We start from the raw sequence: 18,477 nt of genomic DNA on the forward strand, positions 1-18,477 counted from the left end.
CGTGAGACGGTATCAACTTATGCAGACCTTCGACTACATGACCTACGAGGACTTCGGCCGGCGATTCTTCGAAGTGGCTGTCACCGAGGAGCGCGTCGGCGCGGCGTTCGCCCAGATTGCGGGCGACGAGTTCGAGATGGCTCCGATCGGTCAGGGGCCGGGCAAAATCGCCAAGGTCAGCGCCAAGGTCAAGATCCAGGATCCGCAGATCAGACGCAGCGTGGGCGACGCGATCACCTTCGATATCCACATCCCGCTGGCGATCGACCTGCTCGTCGACCTCCGGCTGGACAAGCAGCGCTTCCTGGTCGACGGCGACATCGCGTTGCGCGCCACGGCGCGAGCCGCCGAACCGCTGCTGCTGATCGTCGACGTCGCCAAGCCGCGGGCGTCGGACATCACCGTGCATGTCTCGTCAAACACCATCCGCGGCGAGGTATTACGGGTCATCGCCGGTGTCGACGGCGAGATCCGGCGGTTCATCGCCAAGTACGTCGCCGACGAGATCGATTCGCCGCAATCGCAGGCCGCGCAGGTCATCGACGTGGCGGCCCAGCTCGACGAAGCCTGGAAGGGGATCTGACGCCCGGTTAACCGGATCCGATGACGGGTATGGACACCGCGTGGCACGCGTAGAGGTTTCGACGTCGTCGGAGCTCGAGCCGGAGTCGGCGTGGAAGCTGGCCTCGGATCTGAGCCGGTTCGACGAGTGGATGACGATCTTCGCCGGCTGGCGAAGCCCCGTCCCGTCGCGCATCGAGGAAGGCACCTGCGTGTCGTCGTGCATCAAGGTCAAGGGCTTTCGCAACATCGTGCATTGGACGGTCACCCACTTCGACGAGCCGCACGAGATCGAGCTGAATGGCCGCGGCCGGGGCGGGATCCGGATCGCGGTGACGATGTCGGTCCGTGACAACGATCCGGGGTCCACCTTTCAGTTGAGCGCCGAGCTCAAGGGCGGGCTGCTCAACGGCCCGATCGGCCGGCTGGTGGCGCGGGTGCTCAAGTCCGACGTGCGCCGGTCGATCGACAACCTGGCCGCATTGCAGTAAACGTCGCCGTTGGGGTAAGCCAGCGTAATGGACCATAGCCGGGCGCCGCTGTTGGTTGCTTTGGCCGACTATCACCGGCTCGACCGATATGGATTCAGCCCGCCCGGCCACCGTCAGGGTCGCGGCGCCGACCAGCGGGTAGTGGCGGTTCTGGGCCGCGACCCGTTCCGGGACGACGTGCTGGCCAGCGGCGGGCTGGACGACTGGCGCTCGTCCGGCGGCCATCTGGCCGACGCCGAGGAGCTGATGGCGGACGCCGTCGGGGCGTCGTCGGCGTTCTTCTCGACATGTGGCAGCTCGCTGTCGGTCAGGGCGGCGATGATGGCGGTGGCCGGCGGCTCCGACGGCGGTCTGCTGGTGCCCCGGGACAGCCACAAGTCGATCGTCGGCGGGTTGATCTTTTCCGGTATCCAGCCGCGCTGGATCACCCCGCGATGGGACGCCGAACGCCATCTTTCTCACCCGCCGTCACCGGAGCGGGTCGCCGGCGCGTGGGAGCAGTATCCCGACGCCGCGGGCGCGTTGATCGTCAGCCCGTCCCCGTACGGCACCTGCGCGGACATCGCGAAGATCGCGGAGATCTGCCACGAGCGAGGCAAGCCGTTGATCGTCGACGAGGCGTGGGGCGCGCATCTGCCGTTCCATCCGGACCTGCCGACCTGGGCGATGGACGCCGGCGCCGACGTCTGCGTGGTCAGCGTGCACAAGATGGGGGCCGGCTTCGAGCAGGGTTCGGTCTACCACGTGCAAGGGGATTTGGTTGACCCCGACCGGCTTTCGGCGTGCGCGGACCAGTTGATGACGACGAGTCCCAACGTGCTGATCTACGCCGCATTGGACGGCTGGCGACGGCAGATGGTGCAGCACGGACGCGAATTACTCGGTGCCGCATTGGATTTGGCCGCCGAGGTGCGCGACCGGCTCAGCCGGATCCCCGACGTGGTGGTTCTCGAGGACGAGCTGCTCGGCGTGGAAGCGTCGCACGACCTGGACCGCCTGCAAGTGCTGCTGGACGTGTCGGCGACAGGCACGTCGGGGTATCAGGCCCGTGACTGGCTGCGCGAGCACCGCTACCTCGACGTGGGGCTGGCCGACCACCGCCGCGTCTTGGCGACCTTGTCCTTTGCCGACGATCGACGCAGCGTCGACCGTCTGGTCGATGCACTGGCGGCCTGGCGAGAAGCGGCCGACTCGTTCGACCGGCCGCCACAGGTGCGGCTGCCGACGCCGGACGAGCTGCAGCTGGAGAACGTGATGCTTCCGCGGGATGCGTTCTTCGGTCCCACCGAGTTGGTCGCCGCGCAGAAGGCAGCGGGCCGGATCGCCGCGGAGCAGATCACGCCGTATCCGCCCGGCATTCCCGTTGTGGTGCCCGGCGAACGGCTCAACGACGCCGTTATCGAATTCCTGCGGACGGGAATGGAGGCCGGCATGCCGTTGCCCGACTGTGCGGACCCGCGGTTGGAGCAGATCCGCGTCGTGGCGTGAGTCTCACTGTGGGGCAAAGCCGTTCAGCAGTGCGCGCATGGATTGTGCGACCGCATGCCGCGTCCGGACGGGGTCTGCAGAGTTCGCGATCAGCATCGCACCGCGCGTCAGCGCGCCGAGCAGCAGCCGGGTGACCGTCTCGGGATCGTCGACCCGCAACGTGCCGGCCTCGGTGGCGGCCCGCAGCGCCTCGACGATGACCGCGAAGGCGTAGCGCTCATCGAGTTCGGTGTAGCGGGCCAGCCCCAGCACCGCGGGTCCGTCGAGAATCAGGATGCGCTGCAATTCCGGTTCCAGCACCGCGTCCAGGAATGCCTCGAAGCCGCGCGCGAGCTCGTCGAGGTCGGCGGACGCGTCCTGGGCCGCCTCCACGGCCGCCGTGATCAGCTCGGTGTGTGCTTGCTCGAAAACGGCCTCGAACAGCGCGGTCTTGGTGGGGAAGTGGTGGTAGAGCGCGCCAGTGGTGACACCGGCAGCGCGCGCCAGGTCTTGCACCGACGTTTCGCGAAAACCGTTCTTGCCGAACAGCTCCCGACCCGCGCGAACCAGCGCGTCGCGCGTCTGCGCAACCTGTTGGGCGCGCAGCGACGACGGCGGCGTCGCTTCCGGCATGCTGATCAGCCTATTGACATAGTACAACTATGTGACATAGTGACACTATCTCACTATGGATGGAGGTTTTCGGATGAAACCAGCGCCTGTTCTCGCCGGGCCCGTCGACGAGGTGCGGCGCGCCGACGCAGACACCAGAGCCGCCTTGGCCGCCGCGGTCGCCCGCGGCGTCGAGTTGTGGCGCGGTATCGACAATCCCGGCGCGCGCGTGCCTGGGCTGAGGTGGACCGCCGCCGAGACCGCGGCGCATGTGGTCGGCGATATGCGTGAATACGCCGAAGCGCTGACCCGCCAGCTGCGCGGCGACGTCGACGGCGACGCGATCCCGGCCGGGTCGCCGGCCAAGTTGCGGACGCGGTCAACGACCGCCACCTCGTCGATGTCGCCGAACGTGACCCACGTCGGCTGGCCGACATGCTGCACGAAACGGCCGAGCACTACCTGGGAGCCGCGGCTGCCGTGGACCACACCCCGATCGTCACCGCCGACAGCCTCGTCCTGGAACCGTCGTTCATGACGTGTTTGTTGCTGGGCGAGCAGTTGGTGCACGGGCTGGACATCGCGCGGGCCACCGGCAGACCATGGACGATCAGCCGCGAGGATGCCTTGCGGGTGGTGCCCGCCGCGCTGGCGTTGGCGCCGAACTACCTGCGGCAGTCGCGAACTCGCGACATGCACGTCAGCTTCGAACTGCGGATGCGCGGCGGCGGCCGGTATCGGATCGCCGTCGACGACGGCAGCGCCGTCGTTTCCGCGGCAGGCGGCAAGGCGGACTGCGTCATCACCGCCGACCCGGTCACGTTCCTGCTGCTCGGCTTCGGCCGGGTGGCGCAGTGGCCGCAAATCATCCGCGGCAAGCTGGTCGCCGGCGGCCGCAAGCCCTGGCTGGCGGCCAAGTTCGCCACTCTGCTGGCCAGCCCGTAACCGGACGGGGTCGCTACCCTGGGGACAATGACGTCCGTCGTGATCGTGGGTAGTGGCTTCACCGGTTTCGAGTGCGCGCGCCGACTGGCCCGCAAGGTGGGCAGACGCGATGTCGACATCACGATCGTTTCGCCGGTCGACTACATGCTCTACACACCGTTGCTGCCCGACGTGGCGGGAGGTGTGGTCGACGCCCGGTTCGTCACGATCCCGCTGGCCGGCACGCTGCATGGTGTGCGCAAGGTGCGGGGCCGCGTCGAAAGTGTCGACCTGGACCGGCACACCCTCACCTTCACCGACCTCGAGCAGCGCGCCAGTGAGCTGTCCTGGGATCGGCTGGTGCTCACCCCGGGATCGGTCACCCGGCTATTCGACATCCCCGGACTAGCCACGTACGCAAGGGGTTTGAAGTCCATCGCGGAAGCGCTGTACCTCCGCGACCACGTCCTCGAGCAACTCGAGCTGTCCTGTCTGGAGTCTGACCACGAAAGCGCACAGGCGCGGCGCACGATCGTCGTCGTCGGGGCGTCGTACTCCGGAACCGAGCTCACCGCACAGCTGCGCGCGCTGGCCGACGCCGCCGCCAAGCACATGGATTTTGAATCCGGCGACGTCAAGTTTCTGCTTCTCGACCTGGCGGAACAGGTGATGCCCGAAGTCGGAGAAAAGCTGGGCGACAAGGCAATGCGCGTGCTTCGGCGCCGCGGTGTCGACGTCCGGCTGGGCGTGACGCTGCGAGAGGTGCATCCCGACTACGTGGTGCTGAGCGACGGCTCGCGGGTCAACACCCGCACCGTCGCCTGGGTAACCGGGGTGACGGCTGCGCCGCTCATCGAGACACTCGGCCTGCCAACGGAAAAGGGCCGCTTGAAGGTGCAGACCGACCTACAGGTCCCCGACCATCCCGACGTCTTCGCCGCCGGCGACGCCGCCGCCGTTCCCGATGTGACCCAGCCGGGGAAGATCACCCCGCCGACCGCCCAGCACGCGATCCGTCAGGGCAAGGTGCTGGCCAACAACGTCGCCGCCAGCCTCGGCTACGGCAAGCCGAAGCAGTACAAGCACCGGAACATGGGCCTGGTGGTCGATCTCGGGCCGCGCTCCGCAGTCGCCAATCCGCTGGGCGTGCACCTGTCCGGATACCCGGCGAAGTTCGTCACCCGGTCGTATCACCTCTACGCCATACCGCGATTCGTCAACCGGTGGGCGGTGTCGCTGGCCTACGTGACCGACATGTTCTTCGCCCGCACGCTGGTGTCGATGGGATTGTCGACGCAAAGCGACGCCGAGTTCTCCACCAGCGAAGGGATTCCGCTGCCGAAGACCGACTGAGGCGTGCCTTTACAGCGTCTGGTGGCGACCGAAGTACTTGTGGTCTTCGCTGTAACCGCCGTAGCCGCTGCCGATTTCGGAGTAGTGCTCGACGAACTCGATGCCCTTGATCCACTTGACTTGCTTGAAGCCGTGCTGCAACTCGTTGCGCAAGCGCAGCGGCTTACCGTGCATGTAGGGCAGCGGCTGGTCGTTCATGTTGTAGGCCAGCATCGACATGTGGTGCCACATTTGGTCGATGGGATGCGCGTTGTAGTAGATCCCACCGGTGGCGCCCAGGCCCATCGAGTAGAACACCACCCACTTGGCCTGAGGCAGCGGTTTGACGATCTCCATCAGCGTCTTCATTTGCACGCCACCCCATTTGGCGACACCCGACCAGGCCTGGATGCAGAAGTGCTGGGTGATCTGGTCGTGGTAGGGCAGAGCCTTCAAATCGTCGAGCGAGAACTCCATCGGGTTCTCGACGAGCCCGTAAACCTTGAGCCGCCAATCCCGGAAGTCGTTCTTCTCCAATTCCTTGTACTCGACGGTCTCCGGCAACCGGCCGTTGCGCCAGTGGTGCGGCGAGATGTCTTCTTCGGTGAAAGCGCCTGGCTTCGGGTTGAGGTTTTCCAGCAGCCGCTGGAAGGGGCCGATCAACGCGTATCCGACCCGCTGCACCACGCGCGGGTGCCGGATGGTGAACGGCGTGGCCCACACCCAGGCGACCGCCGTCACCAGCATCGCAACGGTGAACACCAGGAAGCCGGCCCAACTGTTGTCGTCGCGGGCCGCGAACATGTGGTTGAGGTTGCGCAGCGCGTCGGTGGCGAACACCAGCGTGACGTGCACGAGGATGAAGAACAGGAAGTAGACCAGCACCACGAAGTGCAGCGAGCGGGCGATCTGGATATTCAGCCGCTTGCTGATGATGGTGAGGCGCTGCGAAAGCGCCGGCGACATGCCCAGGCCGGTGATCAGCGCCGCCGGCGCGGCGATGAAGACGGTGGTGAAGTACGCCAGCAACTGCATGCCGTTGTAGGCCTCCCACCCGTTGTCGGTCGGCCAGTGCAGCGACAGGTACTGGATGGCCACCGACGCGGCGTTGGGGAAGACGTCCCAACTGGTCGGCACGATGTGCCGCCACTGCCCGGTGGTGAACAGCAGCACGTAGAACACCGCGCCGTTGAGCAGCCACAGCACGTCCACACCGAGATGCCACCAGCGGGCCAGCCCGATCGAGTGGCGGAAGCCGGGCAGCCCGAAATGCCGGGGCAGTGCGACGGTGTCGGCGTTGGCGGTCCAGTACTCGTCGTCTGGGACTGGCGGGCCGACCCGCAGCCACTCGTCCTTGCCGGGCGTGGAGTTGCGGCTGAAGTACAACCGCGGGTGATCGCAGAGGATCTGGATGCCCGTCCGGATGATGAACATCATCATGAACAGGTTGAAGAAGTGGGTCCAGCCGACCCAGGCCGGCATGCCGGGGATGACACCGGACGGGTCAGAACCGGGGTATCGCCCGACGAAGTCCCGCACAGCGGGCGTGTTGTAGAGGCCCTTGCCGATCGCCACCCCGGCGACCAGCAGCGCGAAGCCGATTGGAATCAGCCAGAGCAGATTGAACCACTTGTCGCGGCCCACCCGCAGTTTCGGCGCAGTGGCCCGCCGGGTGAGGTCGAATCCGCCGCCGTAGTTCTCCACATCGACGACGTCGTGGGCCTTGTGCACCTCGGTGCGGTAGCCCTGCTCCAGCTCCATTTCCACGTCGACGACCTCGGCGGGAAAGTCGACATGGTGGGTGGAGTCTGTCGGTACGACGTCGGTCTCGGCCAAATCGATGCGCCCCTCGGGGCCATTAGCGTCCGTGGTCGTCACGCGGCCGAACATACACGAAACGCCATTGTTACCGCGGTAAACATCAGGGAAACACTGGCCGTGAATTCCCTGCTCATAGCCGCGTCTGGAGAGTGGTGCAAACGCGGCGCCCCGAATTGAGTCGCATATGCGGATATTTTTAGCCTGCTATTCCGAATATACGGTTAGGACGCCCATTTGTTCGCGCGGTTGCGCCGGCCGAAAGCCGATCGGCTCGGCTGCCTGTCGGTGGTGCCTAATCGTTGGTGGCCGCCGAAAACGTTCTGGCGCTGGGCTCTTAGCACACACAGGTGGTCAGCACCAGCCCCGCCCACGAGCCAGGACCGGCAACGGCAGTGAGATTCGTCACACTGCGCGCGCCACTACGCACGGCGTCACGCAAGCCCACCCGGCACGTTGGCCGCCGGGCAACTAACGTCACGCCGGACGGCGCGCGAGTGAGGTCCTGCGAAATGAAATTTGCGTTGGCAAGCTACGGAAGCCGCGGCGACGTCGAGCCGTTCGCCGCGGTGGGGCGCGAGCTACTGCGTCGCGGCCACGACGTGTGCATGGCCGCCCCGCCACACATGCTCGGGATCGTCGAGTCGGCCGGGCTTGCCGGAGTGGCCTACGGGCCGAACCCACAGCCTCGCCACGCCCAAAATCCGCTCAGCATGATCGGCGAGCTAATGGACCACGTCAGCCAGGCTCTGGCGGCATCGGCCGCGACACTCACGCAGCTGGCACAGAGTGCCGACCTGCTGTTGACGGGCACCAGCGAGCAGGGACTGGCCGCCAACGTCGCGGAGCGTTACGGCATTCCGCTGGCCGCGCTGCACTTCTTCCCGGCGCCGGTGTCGGCGCCCGGATCGCCGTTCGAGAACGTGACAGCACAGGTGGACGAGGCTCAACGCCGGGCCCTGGGATTGCCTGCGGAGCAGGTGGTGCGGGGCCCAACGCTGGAGATCCAGGCCTACGACGAGCTGTGCTTTCCCGACCTGGCGGCCGAATGGGCGAAAGGCAATACCCGACGGCCTTTCGTCGGCGCGTTGACGCTGGAGTTGCCTACCGATGCCGACGACGAGGTCTTGGCGTGGATCGGCGCGGCAACACCACCGGTCTACTTCGGCTTCGGCAGCAGCGTTCGGCTGGCATCTGTGGCTGACACGATCGCCGTGATCGGCGAGGCATGCGCGCAGCTGGGTGAGCGAGCGTTGATTTGCTCTGGCGCAAGCGAATTCGGCGACATTCCGCAGTTCGACCACGTCAAGGTCGCCGACACAGTGAACCACGCGGCCGTCCTGCCGGCGTGCCGAGCGGTCGTCCATCATGGCGGTGCCGGGACCACCGCCGCGGGCATGCGGGCCGGGGTCCCCACGTTGATCCTCTGGCGCTGGCTGGATCAGCCGCTCTGGGCAGACGTGGTTACTCGCCTGAAAATCGGTTCAGGACACCAGTTTTCGGATACCACGCTGGAATCTCTGGTGGCGGACATGGAATCGCTCCTGACGCCGCAATGCCTCGCCCGCGCCCGCGAGGTCGCCGCCCAGCTGACTAAACCCGCCGAAAGCGCCGCTCTGGCAGCCGATCTGCTGGAAGACACCGCCCGCCGTGGCCGTATGGATTAGCGCGACCGTACGCGTCGCACCGGCCGGGTTTCGATCGCGTTGATCGTCAGCTCACGCCGGTTGATCCGCCAGCCGCCGTCGGCGCGCAGATACTCGTCGTCGTAGCGCAGGTGCCAGACGACGTCGGTGATCCGGTCCGCATCGCGGCTCCAATGGTGCGCGATGCAGGTAATGCGGCCGAGCGCGGTGTCGGGTCGCGCGCCCTCGTCGTAGACCTCGCCGACGATCGCGTGCTCGGTGCGCACGGTGACGGCGACCCTGGCGATCGCCGCTGCGATGGCGGCCCGACCGCTGTGGCGCTGAACCGGTTCCAGCGAGGCCGGCGGGTCGGGCACCGCAAGTTGGGCTGTTTCAGTGAAAAGTGCTGCAACAGCGTCGAATTGGCGATCATCGACGTCGGCGGCGTATCGGTGCACCAGATCGGACAGTGCCGCGCGCTCGCTCGCGGTGAGCGTCATGGCGCCAGCGACAGACGTTGTGCGCAGGCTGACAATGCGTCTTTGGCCTGCTCGATGTCGGTGATCGGCGGCATGGCCAACACGATCCGGTCGGCGCCCTGCTCGAGCAGCCTGTCCGCGCGTTCGGCGTCGATCTTGCTGACCGAGTGGCCCAATGACACCTCCAGGCGGTCAGGGTCGCGGCCCGCGGCCAAGGCCTCGTCGCGCATCAGCGACAGCAGTGCGCTCAGCCCGGAGCCGGCGACCCCCAACGGCTGAAAACCGTCGCCGAGGCGCCCGGCCCGTCGGGCCGCCGCGGCGCTGTGCCCGCCGATGTGCACTGGAAGGCCGGCGCCTGCAACGGGTTTCGGATAGCAAGTGATGTCGTCGAAGTGGAAGAACTCGCCATGGTGGCTGACCCCGTGCGCTCGGTCGTCCCACAGCGCCCGCAGCACCGCCAACTGCTCGTCGGCCCGCCGGCCCCGGCTGCCGAATTCGGTTCCGCAGGCTTCGATTTCTTCACGCAGCCAACCGACACCGACGCACAACCGCAGCCGCCCGCCCGACAGCACGTCGACGGTGGCCGCCCGCTTGGCCAGCACGACCGGATGGTGATTGGGCAGCACCAGAACCCCGGTGGCCAGACCGAGCCGCTCGGTGTGACCAGCCAAGAACGCCAGCAGGTCAAGCGGATCGGGGACCGGGCAGTCCGCCGCGAGTTCCACCCGGCCCGAGCTGTCGTAGGGGTAGACACTGTCGTAGCGGGTCGCCAGCACGGTGTGCTCGACGACCACGATCGACTCGAAGCCGCAGACCTCCAGATGCCGCGCAAACGCCGCCATCCACGCGGGATCGCCGGTGACACCGGCGCCGACCGGGGCGACCACCGCGACTTTCATCACCCGTGAGGTTAACCGGCCGTCTGGGCGTGCAGCGTCTCGGCCAGCCGGGCGGCACGCGGGTCGGTGAAGACGTCCTCGAGCAGCACCGGCCGACCGTCCGGACCGGACAGCGGGACCCGCCAATTGGGGTACTCGTCGGTGGTCCCCGGCTGGTTTTGGGTGCGGTGGTCGCCGACCGCGTCGGTCAGCGCCAGACCCAGCAGCCGCGACGGCGTACGGCCCAGGTACTCGTGCAGCGCCACCACCGTTTCGTCGAGGTCGGCGTGCCGGCCCAGCAGCCCGACCCGGCGCAGCTCGGCCAGCCACGCCTCCCGATCGGCCTGGGCGGCGGCAAGTTCCTCGTCGACCGGCCGGGTCAGCAGCCCCAGCGAATCCCGAAGCCGCACATGCTCACCGGCCAGATACCCCGCGGTCGGCGGCAGGTCGTGCGTGGTGACCGACGACAGGCAGTACTCCCGCCAGCGCTCGGCCGGCAGCGGACCGCCGTCACCGTCGCGGTCGCGCTCGAACCACAGAATCGAGGTGCCCAGCACGCCGCGCGCCCGCAGATAGTCACGCACCCACGGCTCGACCGTGCCGAGATCCTCACCGACCACCACGGCTCCGGCGCGATGGGCCTCCAGCGCGACGATGCCGACCATCGCCTCGTGGTCGTAGCGCACATAAGTGCCGTGTGTGGGTGGCGAACCGTCGGGGATCCACCACAACCGGAAGAGTCCGATGATGTGGTCGATGCGCACCCCGCCGGCGTGCCGCAGGACGGCGCGGATCAGCGCCCGGAACGGCTGGTACTCCTGCTCGTCGAGCCGGTCCGGGCGCCACGGCGGCTGCGACCAGTCCTGGCCGAGCTGGTTGAACTCGTCCGGTGGCGCGCCGGCCGTCACACCCAGCGCCAGCGCGTCCTGCAGCGCCCAGGCGTCTGCGCCGCTGGGATGCACGCCAACGGCCAGGTCGGCCATGATGCCCAGCGACATGCCGGCCGCCACCGCCCGTGACTGGGCGGTGGCCAGCTGCTCGTCGAGCTGCCATTGCAGCCAGCGATGGAAGTCCACCTCCGCAGCGTGCTCGGCGACGAAATCGGCTACGCCGGGCGCGCCCGGGTGCTGCAGCGATTCCGGCCATTGACGCCAGTCACCGCCGTACTCCTCGGCCAGCGCACACCAGGTGGCGAAGTCGTCGAGGGCGGTGCCCTCGCGCGCGCAGAACGCCGCAAAGGCCAGTTGCCGGCCCGCCGAACGCGGAACCCGGTAGACGAGTTGCAGTGCCTTGCGCTTGGCCGCCCACGCGGTGTCGCGGTCGATGGAGTCGGAGGTGGCCGCGCGGTCGCGGGCCCGGTCACGCAGCCGCCGAACCCGGCCGCGTTTGGGTAGATACGCGAACTCCGGGATCGCCTCGACCCGCAGATACAGCGGGTTGACGAAGCGCCGCGACGTCGGCAGATACGGCGACGGTTCCATCGGCTTGGTCGGGGTGGCCGCATGTAGCGGGTTGACCAACAGGTAGCCGGCGCCGTGCCGCGACGCCGACCAGACCGCGAGGTCGGTGAGGTCGGTCAGGTCGCCGACACCCCACGACCGCGCCGATCGCACGCTATATAACTGTGCCGCCAGGCCCCAGGTGCGGCGAGCGCCGAGCCGCTCCGGCAGTCCCAGCCAGTCGGGCGTGACGATCAGCGCGGTGTCGGCCTTCTGGTCGCCGGACCGCAGATGCAGGCGGTGGTAGCCCAGCGGCAGGTCGGTGGGCAGCTCGAAGCTGGCCTCGCCGACCAGGCGGCCGTCGAGGTCGAACGGTCCGGTGAAGTTGTCGACCTGCCGCACCCCGCGGCGCCGCGTTCCGTCCTCGAGCTGCACCCACACCTCGGCGGGATGACCGTGGGTCACATGGGCCCAGAATCGGGTCTGCGCGCCCGCGCGGCCGACGACGGTGGCGGGCAGCGGACGCGCCCAGTACGCGCGGTCGAGGGCGGCCCGCGCGGCGGCACGTTCCGACTCGGTACCCGCGGCCACCCCGAACGCGGCGAGGACCGCCACCACGGTGCTGTCCGGGACGGGCACCCGCCGACCGGTCCAGTCCTCGTAGTCGGTGGCGATCCCCAGCCGATCGGCAAGTTCGGTCAACGACGGGGCAGTGGACGTCATGCAGCCAGTCTTGCAAGACGAGCCGACTTTGCTCCGCGTCGCTACCATTCCAATGAAGGCTTGAGGATTCCAGCAGGACAGATGGCAAGTGATGACATTGTGGTGCAGGCCACGATCGGGAGGGGCCACGACATCGCTGCTCGCGTGGCGAGGTCGGTGAGGGTGCCCTACGGTTATCGATGTGAATAGTGGCGATCAGCACTTTGCAAGCGTTCCGCCGGTTCGGGCCGTGATCCACCGTGCCGTCTGAGCAGGGCGGCCAGCGCGGCTCGGGGTACGGCCTCGGGCTGTCGACGCGCACCCAGGTAACCGGCTACCAGTTCTTGGCACGACGGACCGCGATGGCGTTGACGCGCTGGCGCGTCCGGATGGAGATCGAACCGGGCCGGCGCCAGACGCTGGCCGTGGTTGCGTCGGTGTCCGCAGCGGCGGTGATCTGCCTGGGCGCCCTGCTGTGGTCGTTCCTCAACCCCTCCGGTCAGCTGAACGAGTCGCCGATCATCGCCGACCGCGATTCCGGCGCGCTGTACGTCCGGGTTGGCGACACCCTGTATCCGGCGCTGAACCTGGCATCGGCCCGGCTGATCGCCGGCCGCGCCGACAACCCGCACAAGGTGCGCTCAAGCCAGATCGCCGAGCAACCGCACGGCCCCATGGTCGGTATCCCCGGGGCGCCGTCGTCGTTCTCGCCGACCACTCCCGCGTCGTCATCGTGGCTGGTGTGTGACGCGGTCACCTCGACGGCAGGGGCGGGGGCGCCGTCCCCGGTGACAGTCACGGTGATCGACGGCACCCCTGACCTGTCGAATCACCGGCGAGTGCTGAGCGGATCGGACGCAGTGGTACTGCGTTACGGCAACGACACCTGGGTGATCAGGGAAGGTCGCCGGTCGCGCATCGACGCGGGCAACCGGGCCGTGCTGCTGCCGCTCGGCATCACGCCGGAACAAGTCACCCAGGCCCGCCCGATGAGCCGCGCGCTCTACGACGCTTTGCCGGTGGGCCCCGAGCTGACGGTGCCGAAGGTGCCCGACGCCGGTAGTCCGGCCAATTTTCCGGGCGCCCCCGGTCCAGTGGGAACGGTGTTCGTGACACCGCAAATCAGTGGGCCGCAACAATATTCGGTGGTGCTGATGGACGGCGTGCAGACCGTCACACCCGTGGTGGCCCAGATCCTGCAGAACGCCGGCGCCACCCCGGGCGCTCACCTGGTGACGGTGGCGCCGCCTGCGCTGGCGAAAATGCCGGTGGTCACCGGTCTGGATCTGTCGGCCTATCCCGACGGCCCGCTGAAGGTGGTCGACATTCGCGACAACCCGGCGACCTGCTGGTGGTGGGAGAAGACCGCCGGTGAGGAGCGGGCGCGCACCGAGGTGGTGTCCGGTCCCACCATCCCGGTGGCCCAGTCCGACACCAAAAAGGTGGTGTCGCTGGTGAAGGCCGACAATTCCGGCCGGGAAGCCGACCGGGTCTACTTCGGCCCCAACTTTGCGAACTTCGTCGCCGTCACCGGCAATGACCCCGGTGCGTCGACGACGGAATCGCTGTGGTGGCTTTCGGATTCGGGTGTGCGGTTCGGCGTCGACAACACCCGCGACGCCCGCACCGCGCTGGGCCTGACTTCGACGCCGAGCCCAGCGCCGTGGGTGGCGTTGCGGCTGCTGGCACCGGGCCCGACGCTGTCACGAGCTGACGCGTTGGTGCGCCATGACACCCTTCCGACCGACATGAACCCTGCAGAATTGGCGGTACCCAAGTGAAACGTGGCTTTGCGCGGCCCACACCGGAGCGGGCGCCGGTAGTCAAGCCGGAAAACATCGTCCTTCCGACGCCGCTGAGTGTTCCACCCCCCGAGGGCAAGCCGTGGTGGCTGGTGGTCGTCGGCGTGCTGGTGGTCGGCCTGCTGGTCGGCATGGTCGGCATGACTGTCGCCAGCGGCTCGCGGATGTTCCTTGGTGCCGGCGCGATCTTCCCGATCTTCATGATCGGCGGTGTCGCGATGATGATGTTCGGCGGGCGCTTCGGCGGCCAGCAGCAGATGAGCCGGCCGAAACTGGACGCGATGCGCGCCCAGTTCATGCTGATGCTGGACATGCTGCGCGAAACCGCCCAGGAATCAGCCGATTCCATGGACGCCAACTACCGGTGGTACCACCCGGAACCGACGACCCTGTCGGCCGCGGTGGGCTCGCCGCGCATGTGGGAGCGCAAGCCCGACGGCAAGGACCTCAACTTCGGGGTCGCCCGCGTCGGCGTCGGAATGACCCGGCCCGAGGTGACCTGGGGCGAGCCGCAGAACATGCCGACCGACATCGAACTGGAGCCGGTCACGGGCAAGGCCCTGCAGGAGTTCGGCCGCTACCAAAGCGTCGTCTACAACCTGCCCAAAATGTTGTCCCTGCTCGTCGAGCCGTGGTATTCCCTGGTGGGCCAGCGCGAGCAGGCGCTGGGCCTGATGCGAGCGATCATCTGCCAGCTGGCGTTCTCGCACGGACCCGACCACGTCCAGATGATCGTCGTCACTTCCAATGTGGCGCAATGGGATTGGGTCAAGTGGCTGCCACACTTCGGTGATCCGCGCCGCCGCGACGCCGCGGGCAACGCGCGGATGGTGTACGGGTCGGTCCGCGAGTTCGCCGCCGACCAGGCCGAATTGTTCGCTGGCCGTGGGTCGTTCACGCCGCGGCACGCCAGCTCGTCGGCCGAGACGCCCACCCCGCACCACGTGGTCATCTGCGACATCGAGGATCCGCAGTGGGAATACGTGGTCAGCACCGGCGGCGTCGACGGTGTGACGTTCTTCGACCTGACCGGTTCAGCCCTGTGGACCGCCGTCCCCGAGCGGGTGCTGACCTTCGACAAAACCGGGGTGATCGAGGCGCTGCCGCGCGACCGCGACACCTGGATGGTGATCGACGACAACAAGTGGTTCTTCGCGCTGGCCGATCAGCTGACCGAAGCCGAGGCCGAACAGTTCTCGCTGCGCATGGCGCAGTGGCGGCTCGCCGAGGCCTACGAAGAGATCGGGCAGCGAGTAGCGCACATCGGTGCGCGAGACATCTTGTCCTACTACGGGATCGAGGATCCCGCGTCGATCGATTTCAACACGCTGTGGAACGGTCGCGGCGATTCGATGCGCCGGTCGCGGTTGCGGGTGCCATTCGGTAACCGCTCCGACAACGGCGAATTGTTGTTCCTGGACATGAAGTCGCTCGACGAGGGCGGCGACGGCCCGCACGGCGTGATGTCCGGAACGACGGGTTCGGGTAAGTCGACGCTGGTGCGCACCGTGCTCGAGTCGCTGATGCTGGCCCATCCGCCAGACGAACTGCAATTCGTGCTCGCCGACCTCAAGGGTGGCTCGGCCGTCAAGCCGTTCGCCGGGGTGCCGCACGTGTCGCGGATCATCACCGACCTGGAAGAAGACCAGGCGCTGATGGAGCGCTTCCTGGACGCCCTGTGGGGCGAAATCGCCCGGCGCAAGGCGATTTGCGACAACGCCGGTGTCGACGACGCCAAGGAGTACAACGAGATGCGCGCCCGGCTGCGCGCACGCGGCCAGGACATGCCGCCGCTGCCGATGCTGGTGGTCGTCATCGACGAGTTCTACGAGTGGTTCCGGATCATGCCGACCGCGGTCGACGTCCTCGACTCGATCGGCCGGCAGGGCCGCGCCTACTGGATCCACCTGATGATGGCCTCGCAGACCATCGAGAGCCGGGCCGAAAAGCTCATGGAGAACATGGGTTATCGGTTGGTGCTGAAAGCGCGCACCGCCGGCGCGGCGCAGGCCGCCGGCGTGCCCAACGCGGTCAATCTGCCGGCTCAGGCCGGTCTCGGCTATTTCCGAAAGAGCGGCGACGAGATCATCCGCTTCCAGGCCGAGTTCCTGTGGCGCGACTACCGCCGCGGCGTATCGCTCGACGAGGACGGCCAGGCGCCCGTGGTGCACAACGTCGATTACATTCGCCCGCAACTCTTTACCACCGCGTTCACGCCACTGGAAGTCAGCGTGGGCGGCGCGGATCTCGACGAGCAGCGCGAGATCACCAACGGCGAAGTGATCATCGACGCCGACGACCGCGACCTCGATGTCGACGGCGACGTCGACGACGAGGAAGAAGAGGCGATCAGGACGCCGAAGGTCGGCACCGTGATCATCGACCGGCTGCGCCAGATCCCGTTTGAGCCGTACCGGTTGTGGCACCCGCCTCTGGACGAGCCGGTGGCGATCGACGAGTTGGTGAACCGCTTCCTGGGCCGGCCCTGGCAGCAGAACTACGGCAGCGCTCGCAATCTGGTGTTCCCGATCGGGATCATCGACCGGCCGTACAAGCACGACCAGCCGCCGTGGACGGTGGACACCTCCGGGGCCGGCGCCAACGTGCTGGTCCTGGGCGCCGGCGGGTCCGGCAAGACCACCGCGCTGCAGACACTGATCTGCTCGGCCGCGCTGACCCACACGCCCGAGCAGGTGCAGTTCTACTGCCTGGCCTACAGCAGCACCGCGCTGACGACTGTGGCCGGACTGCCCCACGTCGGCGAGGTCGTCGGGCCCACCGACCCCTACGGGGTGCGGCGCACGGTCGCCGAGATGCTGGCGTTGGTGCGTGACCGCAAGCGCAGCTTCCTCGAGCACGGAATCGCGTCGATGGAGATGTTCCGGCGGCGCAAGTTCGCCGGCGAGCCGGGCCCCGTGCCCGATGACGGCTTCGGCGACGTGTACCTGGTGATCGACAACTACCGGGCGCTGGCCGAAGAGAACGAGGTCCTGATCGAGCAGGTCAACCAGATCATCAACCAGGGCCCGTCGTTCGGTGTGCACGTGATCGTCACCGCCGACCGGGAATCGGAGCTGCGGCCGCCGGTCCGCAGCGGATTCGGCTCGCGGGTGGAGCTGCGGCTGGCCGCGGTGGAGGACGCCAAGCTGGTGCGGTCCCGGTTCGCCAAGGACGTCCCGGTCAAGCCGGGCCGCGGCATGGTAGCGGTGAACTACGTGCGGTTGGACAGCGATCCGCAGTCCGGTCTGCACACGCTGATCGCCAGGCCCGCGCTCGGCACCACGTCCGACTCGGTGTTTGAGTCGGACAGCGTGGCCGCAGCGGTCAGCCAGATAGCGGTCGGCCGGACCCGTCCGGTGCGCCGCCTGCCGGCGCGTTTCGAGCTCGAGCAGCTGCAGGCACTGGCCGCGGCCGACCGCCGCCAGGGCGTCGGCGCGGGCGGAATCGCTTGGGCTGTATCGGAATTGGATCTGCAGCCGGTCTACCTCAACTTCGACGACAACGCGCACCTGATGGTGACCGGACGTCGCGAATGTGGTCGCACCACCACGCTGGCCACGATCATGCGCGAGATCGGGCGGATCTACGCACCCGGCGCCAGTACCGCGCCGCCCACGTCGCGGCCCTCCGCGCAGGTGTGGCTGGTCGACCCGCGTCGTCAGCTGCTGACCACGCTGGGCTCCGACTACGTCGAGAATTTCGCGTACAACCTCGACGGGGTCGCCGCGATGATGGACCAGCTGGCCGCCGCGCTGGCGCGCCGCGAGCCGCCGCCCGGGCTGTCCGCCGAGGAGCTGCTGTCGCACTCGTGGTGGAGCGGGCCGGAGATCTTCCTGATCATCGACGACGTGCAGCAGCTCCCGCCGGGCTTCGATTCTCCGCTGCACAAGGCGGCGCCGTGGGTGACCAGGGCGGCCGATGTCGGCTTGCACGTGATCATCACCCGCACCTTCGGCGGCTGGTCGTCGGCGGGCAGCGACCCGATGCTGCGGGCGCTGCACCAGGCGAACGCGCCCTTGCTGGTGATGGACGCCGACCCCGACGAGGGCTTCATCCGCGGCAAGATGAAGGGCGGCCCGCTGCCTCGCGGCCGGGGCCTGCTGATGGCCGAGGACACCGGGGTGTTCGTCCAGGTGGCGGCCACCGACCTGCGTCGGTAAGCGGCTCCGCCGCCCTCAGAGCCACCTCATAGCCAACGCACAGCTGGCACTTGTGGCCGGCTCACCCTGCCTCGTTAACGTCGCTAAACAGTGACCGATGGGGTAGTGGTGAAAGGACTCTCAATGAAGATGTCAAGCCGCCGACTTGGTGATCGGGGGTGATTCGGGTTGCCAGGTGCGGTTGTCA

The 18,477-nt window shown here is 67.7% G+C and carries 14 protein-coding genes; 9 read left to right on the forward strand and 5 right to left on the reverse strand.

Translation table 11 applies throughout. The annotated features are described in order from the left end of the window. Positions 1-19: 19 nt before the first annotated feature. From AWC14_RS20725 to AWC14_RS20735, 3 genes are read left to right on the forward strand one after another with little or no spacing between them, the layout of a single operon-like run. A complete protein-coding gene (locus AWC14_RS20725; protein WP_045378827.1) occupies positions 20-583 on the forward strand; it encodes a hypothetical protein in 564 nt (187 codons plus the stop codon). A gap of 40 nt (positions 584-623) precedes the next feature. Next, a complete protein-coding gene (locus AWC14_RS20730; protein ID WP_045378830.1) occupies positions 624-1,052 on the forward strand; it encodes a type II toxin-antitoxin system Rv0910 family toxin in 429 nt (142 codons plus the stop codon). 27 nt (positions 1,053-1,079) lie between these two features. Continuing rightward, a complete protein-coding gene (locus tag AWC14_RS20735; protein ID WP_045378833.1) occupies positions 1,080-2,540 on the forward strand; it encodes an aminotransferase class I/II-fold pyridoxal phosphate-dependent enzyme in 1,461 nt (486 codons plus the stop codon). A 3-nt stretch (positions 2,541-2,543) separates the two neighbouring features. On the opposite strand, the gene AWC14_RS20740 is transcribed toward AWC14_RS20735, so the two are convergent. After that, on the reverse strand, positions 2,544-3,152 hold the full coding sequence (locus AWC14_RS20740) for a TetR/AcrR family transcriptional regulator (RefSeq protein ID WP_045378836.1): 609 nt from the start codon (positions 3,150-3,152) through the stop codon (positions 2,544-2,546). A 73-nt stretch (positions 3,153-3,225) separates the two neighbouring features. Between AWC14_RS20740 and AWC14_RS20745 the strand changes: the two genes are divergently transcribed. From AWC14_RS20745 to AWC14_RS20755, 3 genes are read left to right on the forward strand one after another with little or no spacing between them, the layout of a single operon-like run. Then, entirely contained in the window at positions 3,226-3,669 is a 444-nt protein-coding gene (locus AWC14_RS20745; protein WP_085241429.1) for a hypothetical protein, read from the forward strand. Next, positions 3,567-4,076, forward strand: a complete 510-nt coding sequence (locus AWC14_RS20750; protein WP_249026340.1) for a maleylpyruvate isomerase mycothiol-dependent enzyme family protein — start codon at positions 3,567-3,569, stop codon at positions 4,074-4,076. The genes AWC14_RS20745 and AWC14_RS20750 overlap by 103 nt, the downstream gene beginning before the upstream one ends. Positions 4,077-4,103: 27 nt before the next feature. Further along, a complete protein-coding gene (locus AWC14_RS20755) occupies positions 4,104-5,408 on the forward strand; it encodes an NAD(P)/FAD-dependent oxidoreductase (protein ID WP_045378839.1) in 1,305 nt (434 codons plus the stop codon). A 9-nt stretch (positions 5,409-5,417) separates the two neighbouring features. Here the strand turns inward: AWC14_RS20755 and AWC14_RS20760 are convergent, their stop codons facing one another. Beyond that, the gene (locus tag AWC14_RS20760) at positions 5,418-7,148 is read right to left on the reverse strand and encodes a molybdopterin-dependent oxidoreductase (protein ID WP_057003254.1); all 1,731 of its coding nucleotides are present in this window, start codon (positions 7,146-7,148) and stop codon (positions 5,418-5,420) included. Positions 7,149-7,717: 569 nt separating this feature from the next. Here AWC14_RS20760 and AWC14_RS20765 point away from each other — a divergent pair. After that, a complete protein-coding gene (locus AWC14_RS20765; protein ID WP_057003240.1) occupies positions 7,718-8,872 on the forward strand; it encodes a glycosyltransferase in 1,155 nt (384 codons plus the stop codon). Here the strand turns inward: AWC14_RS20765 and AWC14_RS20770 are convergent. The 3 genes from AWC14_RS20770 to malQ are packed head-to-tail and all read right to left on the reverse strand — an operon-like array spanning position 8,869 to position 12,349. Beyond that, complete coding sequence (locus AWC14_RS20770) at positions 8,869-9,330, reverse strand: nuclear transport factor 2 family protein (RefSeq protein WP_045379691.1); 462 nt, start codon at positions 9,328-9,330, stop codon at positions 8,869-8,871. The two genes, AWC14_RS20765 and AWC14_RS20770, sit on opposite strands and share 4 nt — an antisense overlap. Beyond that, complete coding sequence (locus AWC14_RS20775) at positions 9,327-10,208, reverse strand: LLM class F420-dependent oxidoreductase (protein WP_045379694.1); 882 nt, start codon at positions 10,206-10,208, stop codon at positions 9,327-9,329. The genes AWC14_RS20770 and AWC14_RS20775 overlap by 4 nt, the downstream gene beginning before the upstream one ends. An 11-nt stretch (positions 10,209-10,219) precedes the next feature. Continuing rightward, positions 10,220-12,349: a 4-alpha-glucanotransferase gene (gene malQ / locus AWC14_RS20780; protein ID WP_045379697.1), complete on the reverse strand. Its 2,130-nt coding sequence runs from the start codon at positions 12,347-12,349 to the stop codon at positions 10,220-10,222. Between the two features lie 239 nt (positions 12,350-12,588). Here malQ and eccB point away from each other — a divergent pair, with 239 nt between their 5' ends. Both eccB and eccCa read left to right on the forward strand, forming a co-directional pair. Then, complete coding sequence (gene eccB, locus AWC14_RS20785) at positions 12,589-14,109, forward strand: type VII secretion protein EccB (RefSeq protein WP_045379699.1); 1,521 nt, start codon at positions 12,589-12,591, stop codon at positions 14,107-14,109. Then, positions 14,106-18,290 (forward strand): type VII secretion protein EccCa, encoded by a 4,185-nt coding sequence (gene eccCa / locus AWC14_RS20790; protein ID WP_057003239.1) that lies wholly within the window; start codon positions 14,106-14,108, stop codon positions 18,288-18,290. Before eccB ends, eccCa begins: the two co-directional genes overlap by 4 nt. Positions 18,291-18,477 lie beyond the last annotated feature (187 nt).

The sequence above is a fragment of the Mycobacterium kyorinense genome (genome assembly GCF_002101735.1).
In the GTDB taxonomy this organism is placed as follows: domain Bacteria; phylum Actinomycetota; class Actinomycetes; order Mycobacteriales; family Mycobacteriaceae; genus Mycobacterium; species Mycobacterium kyorinense.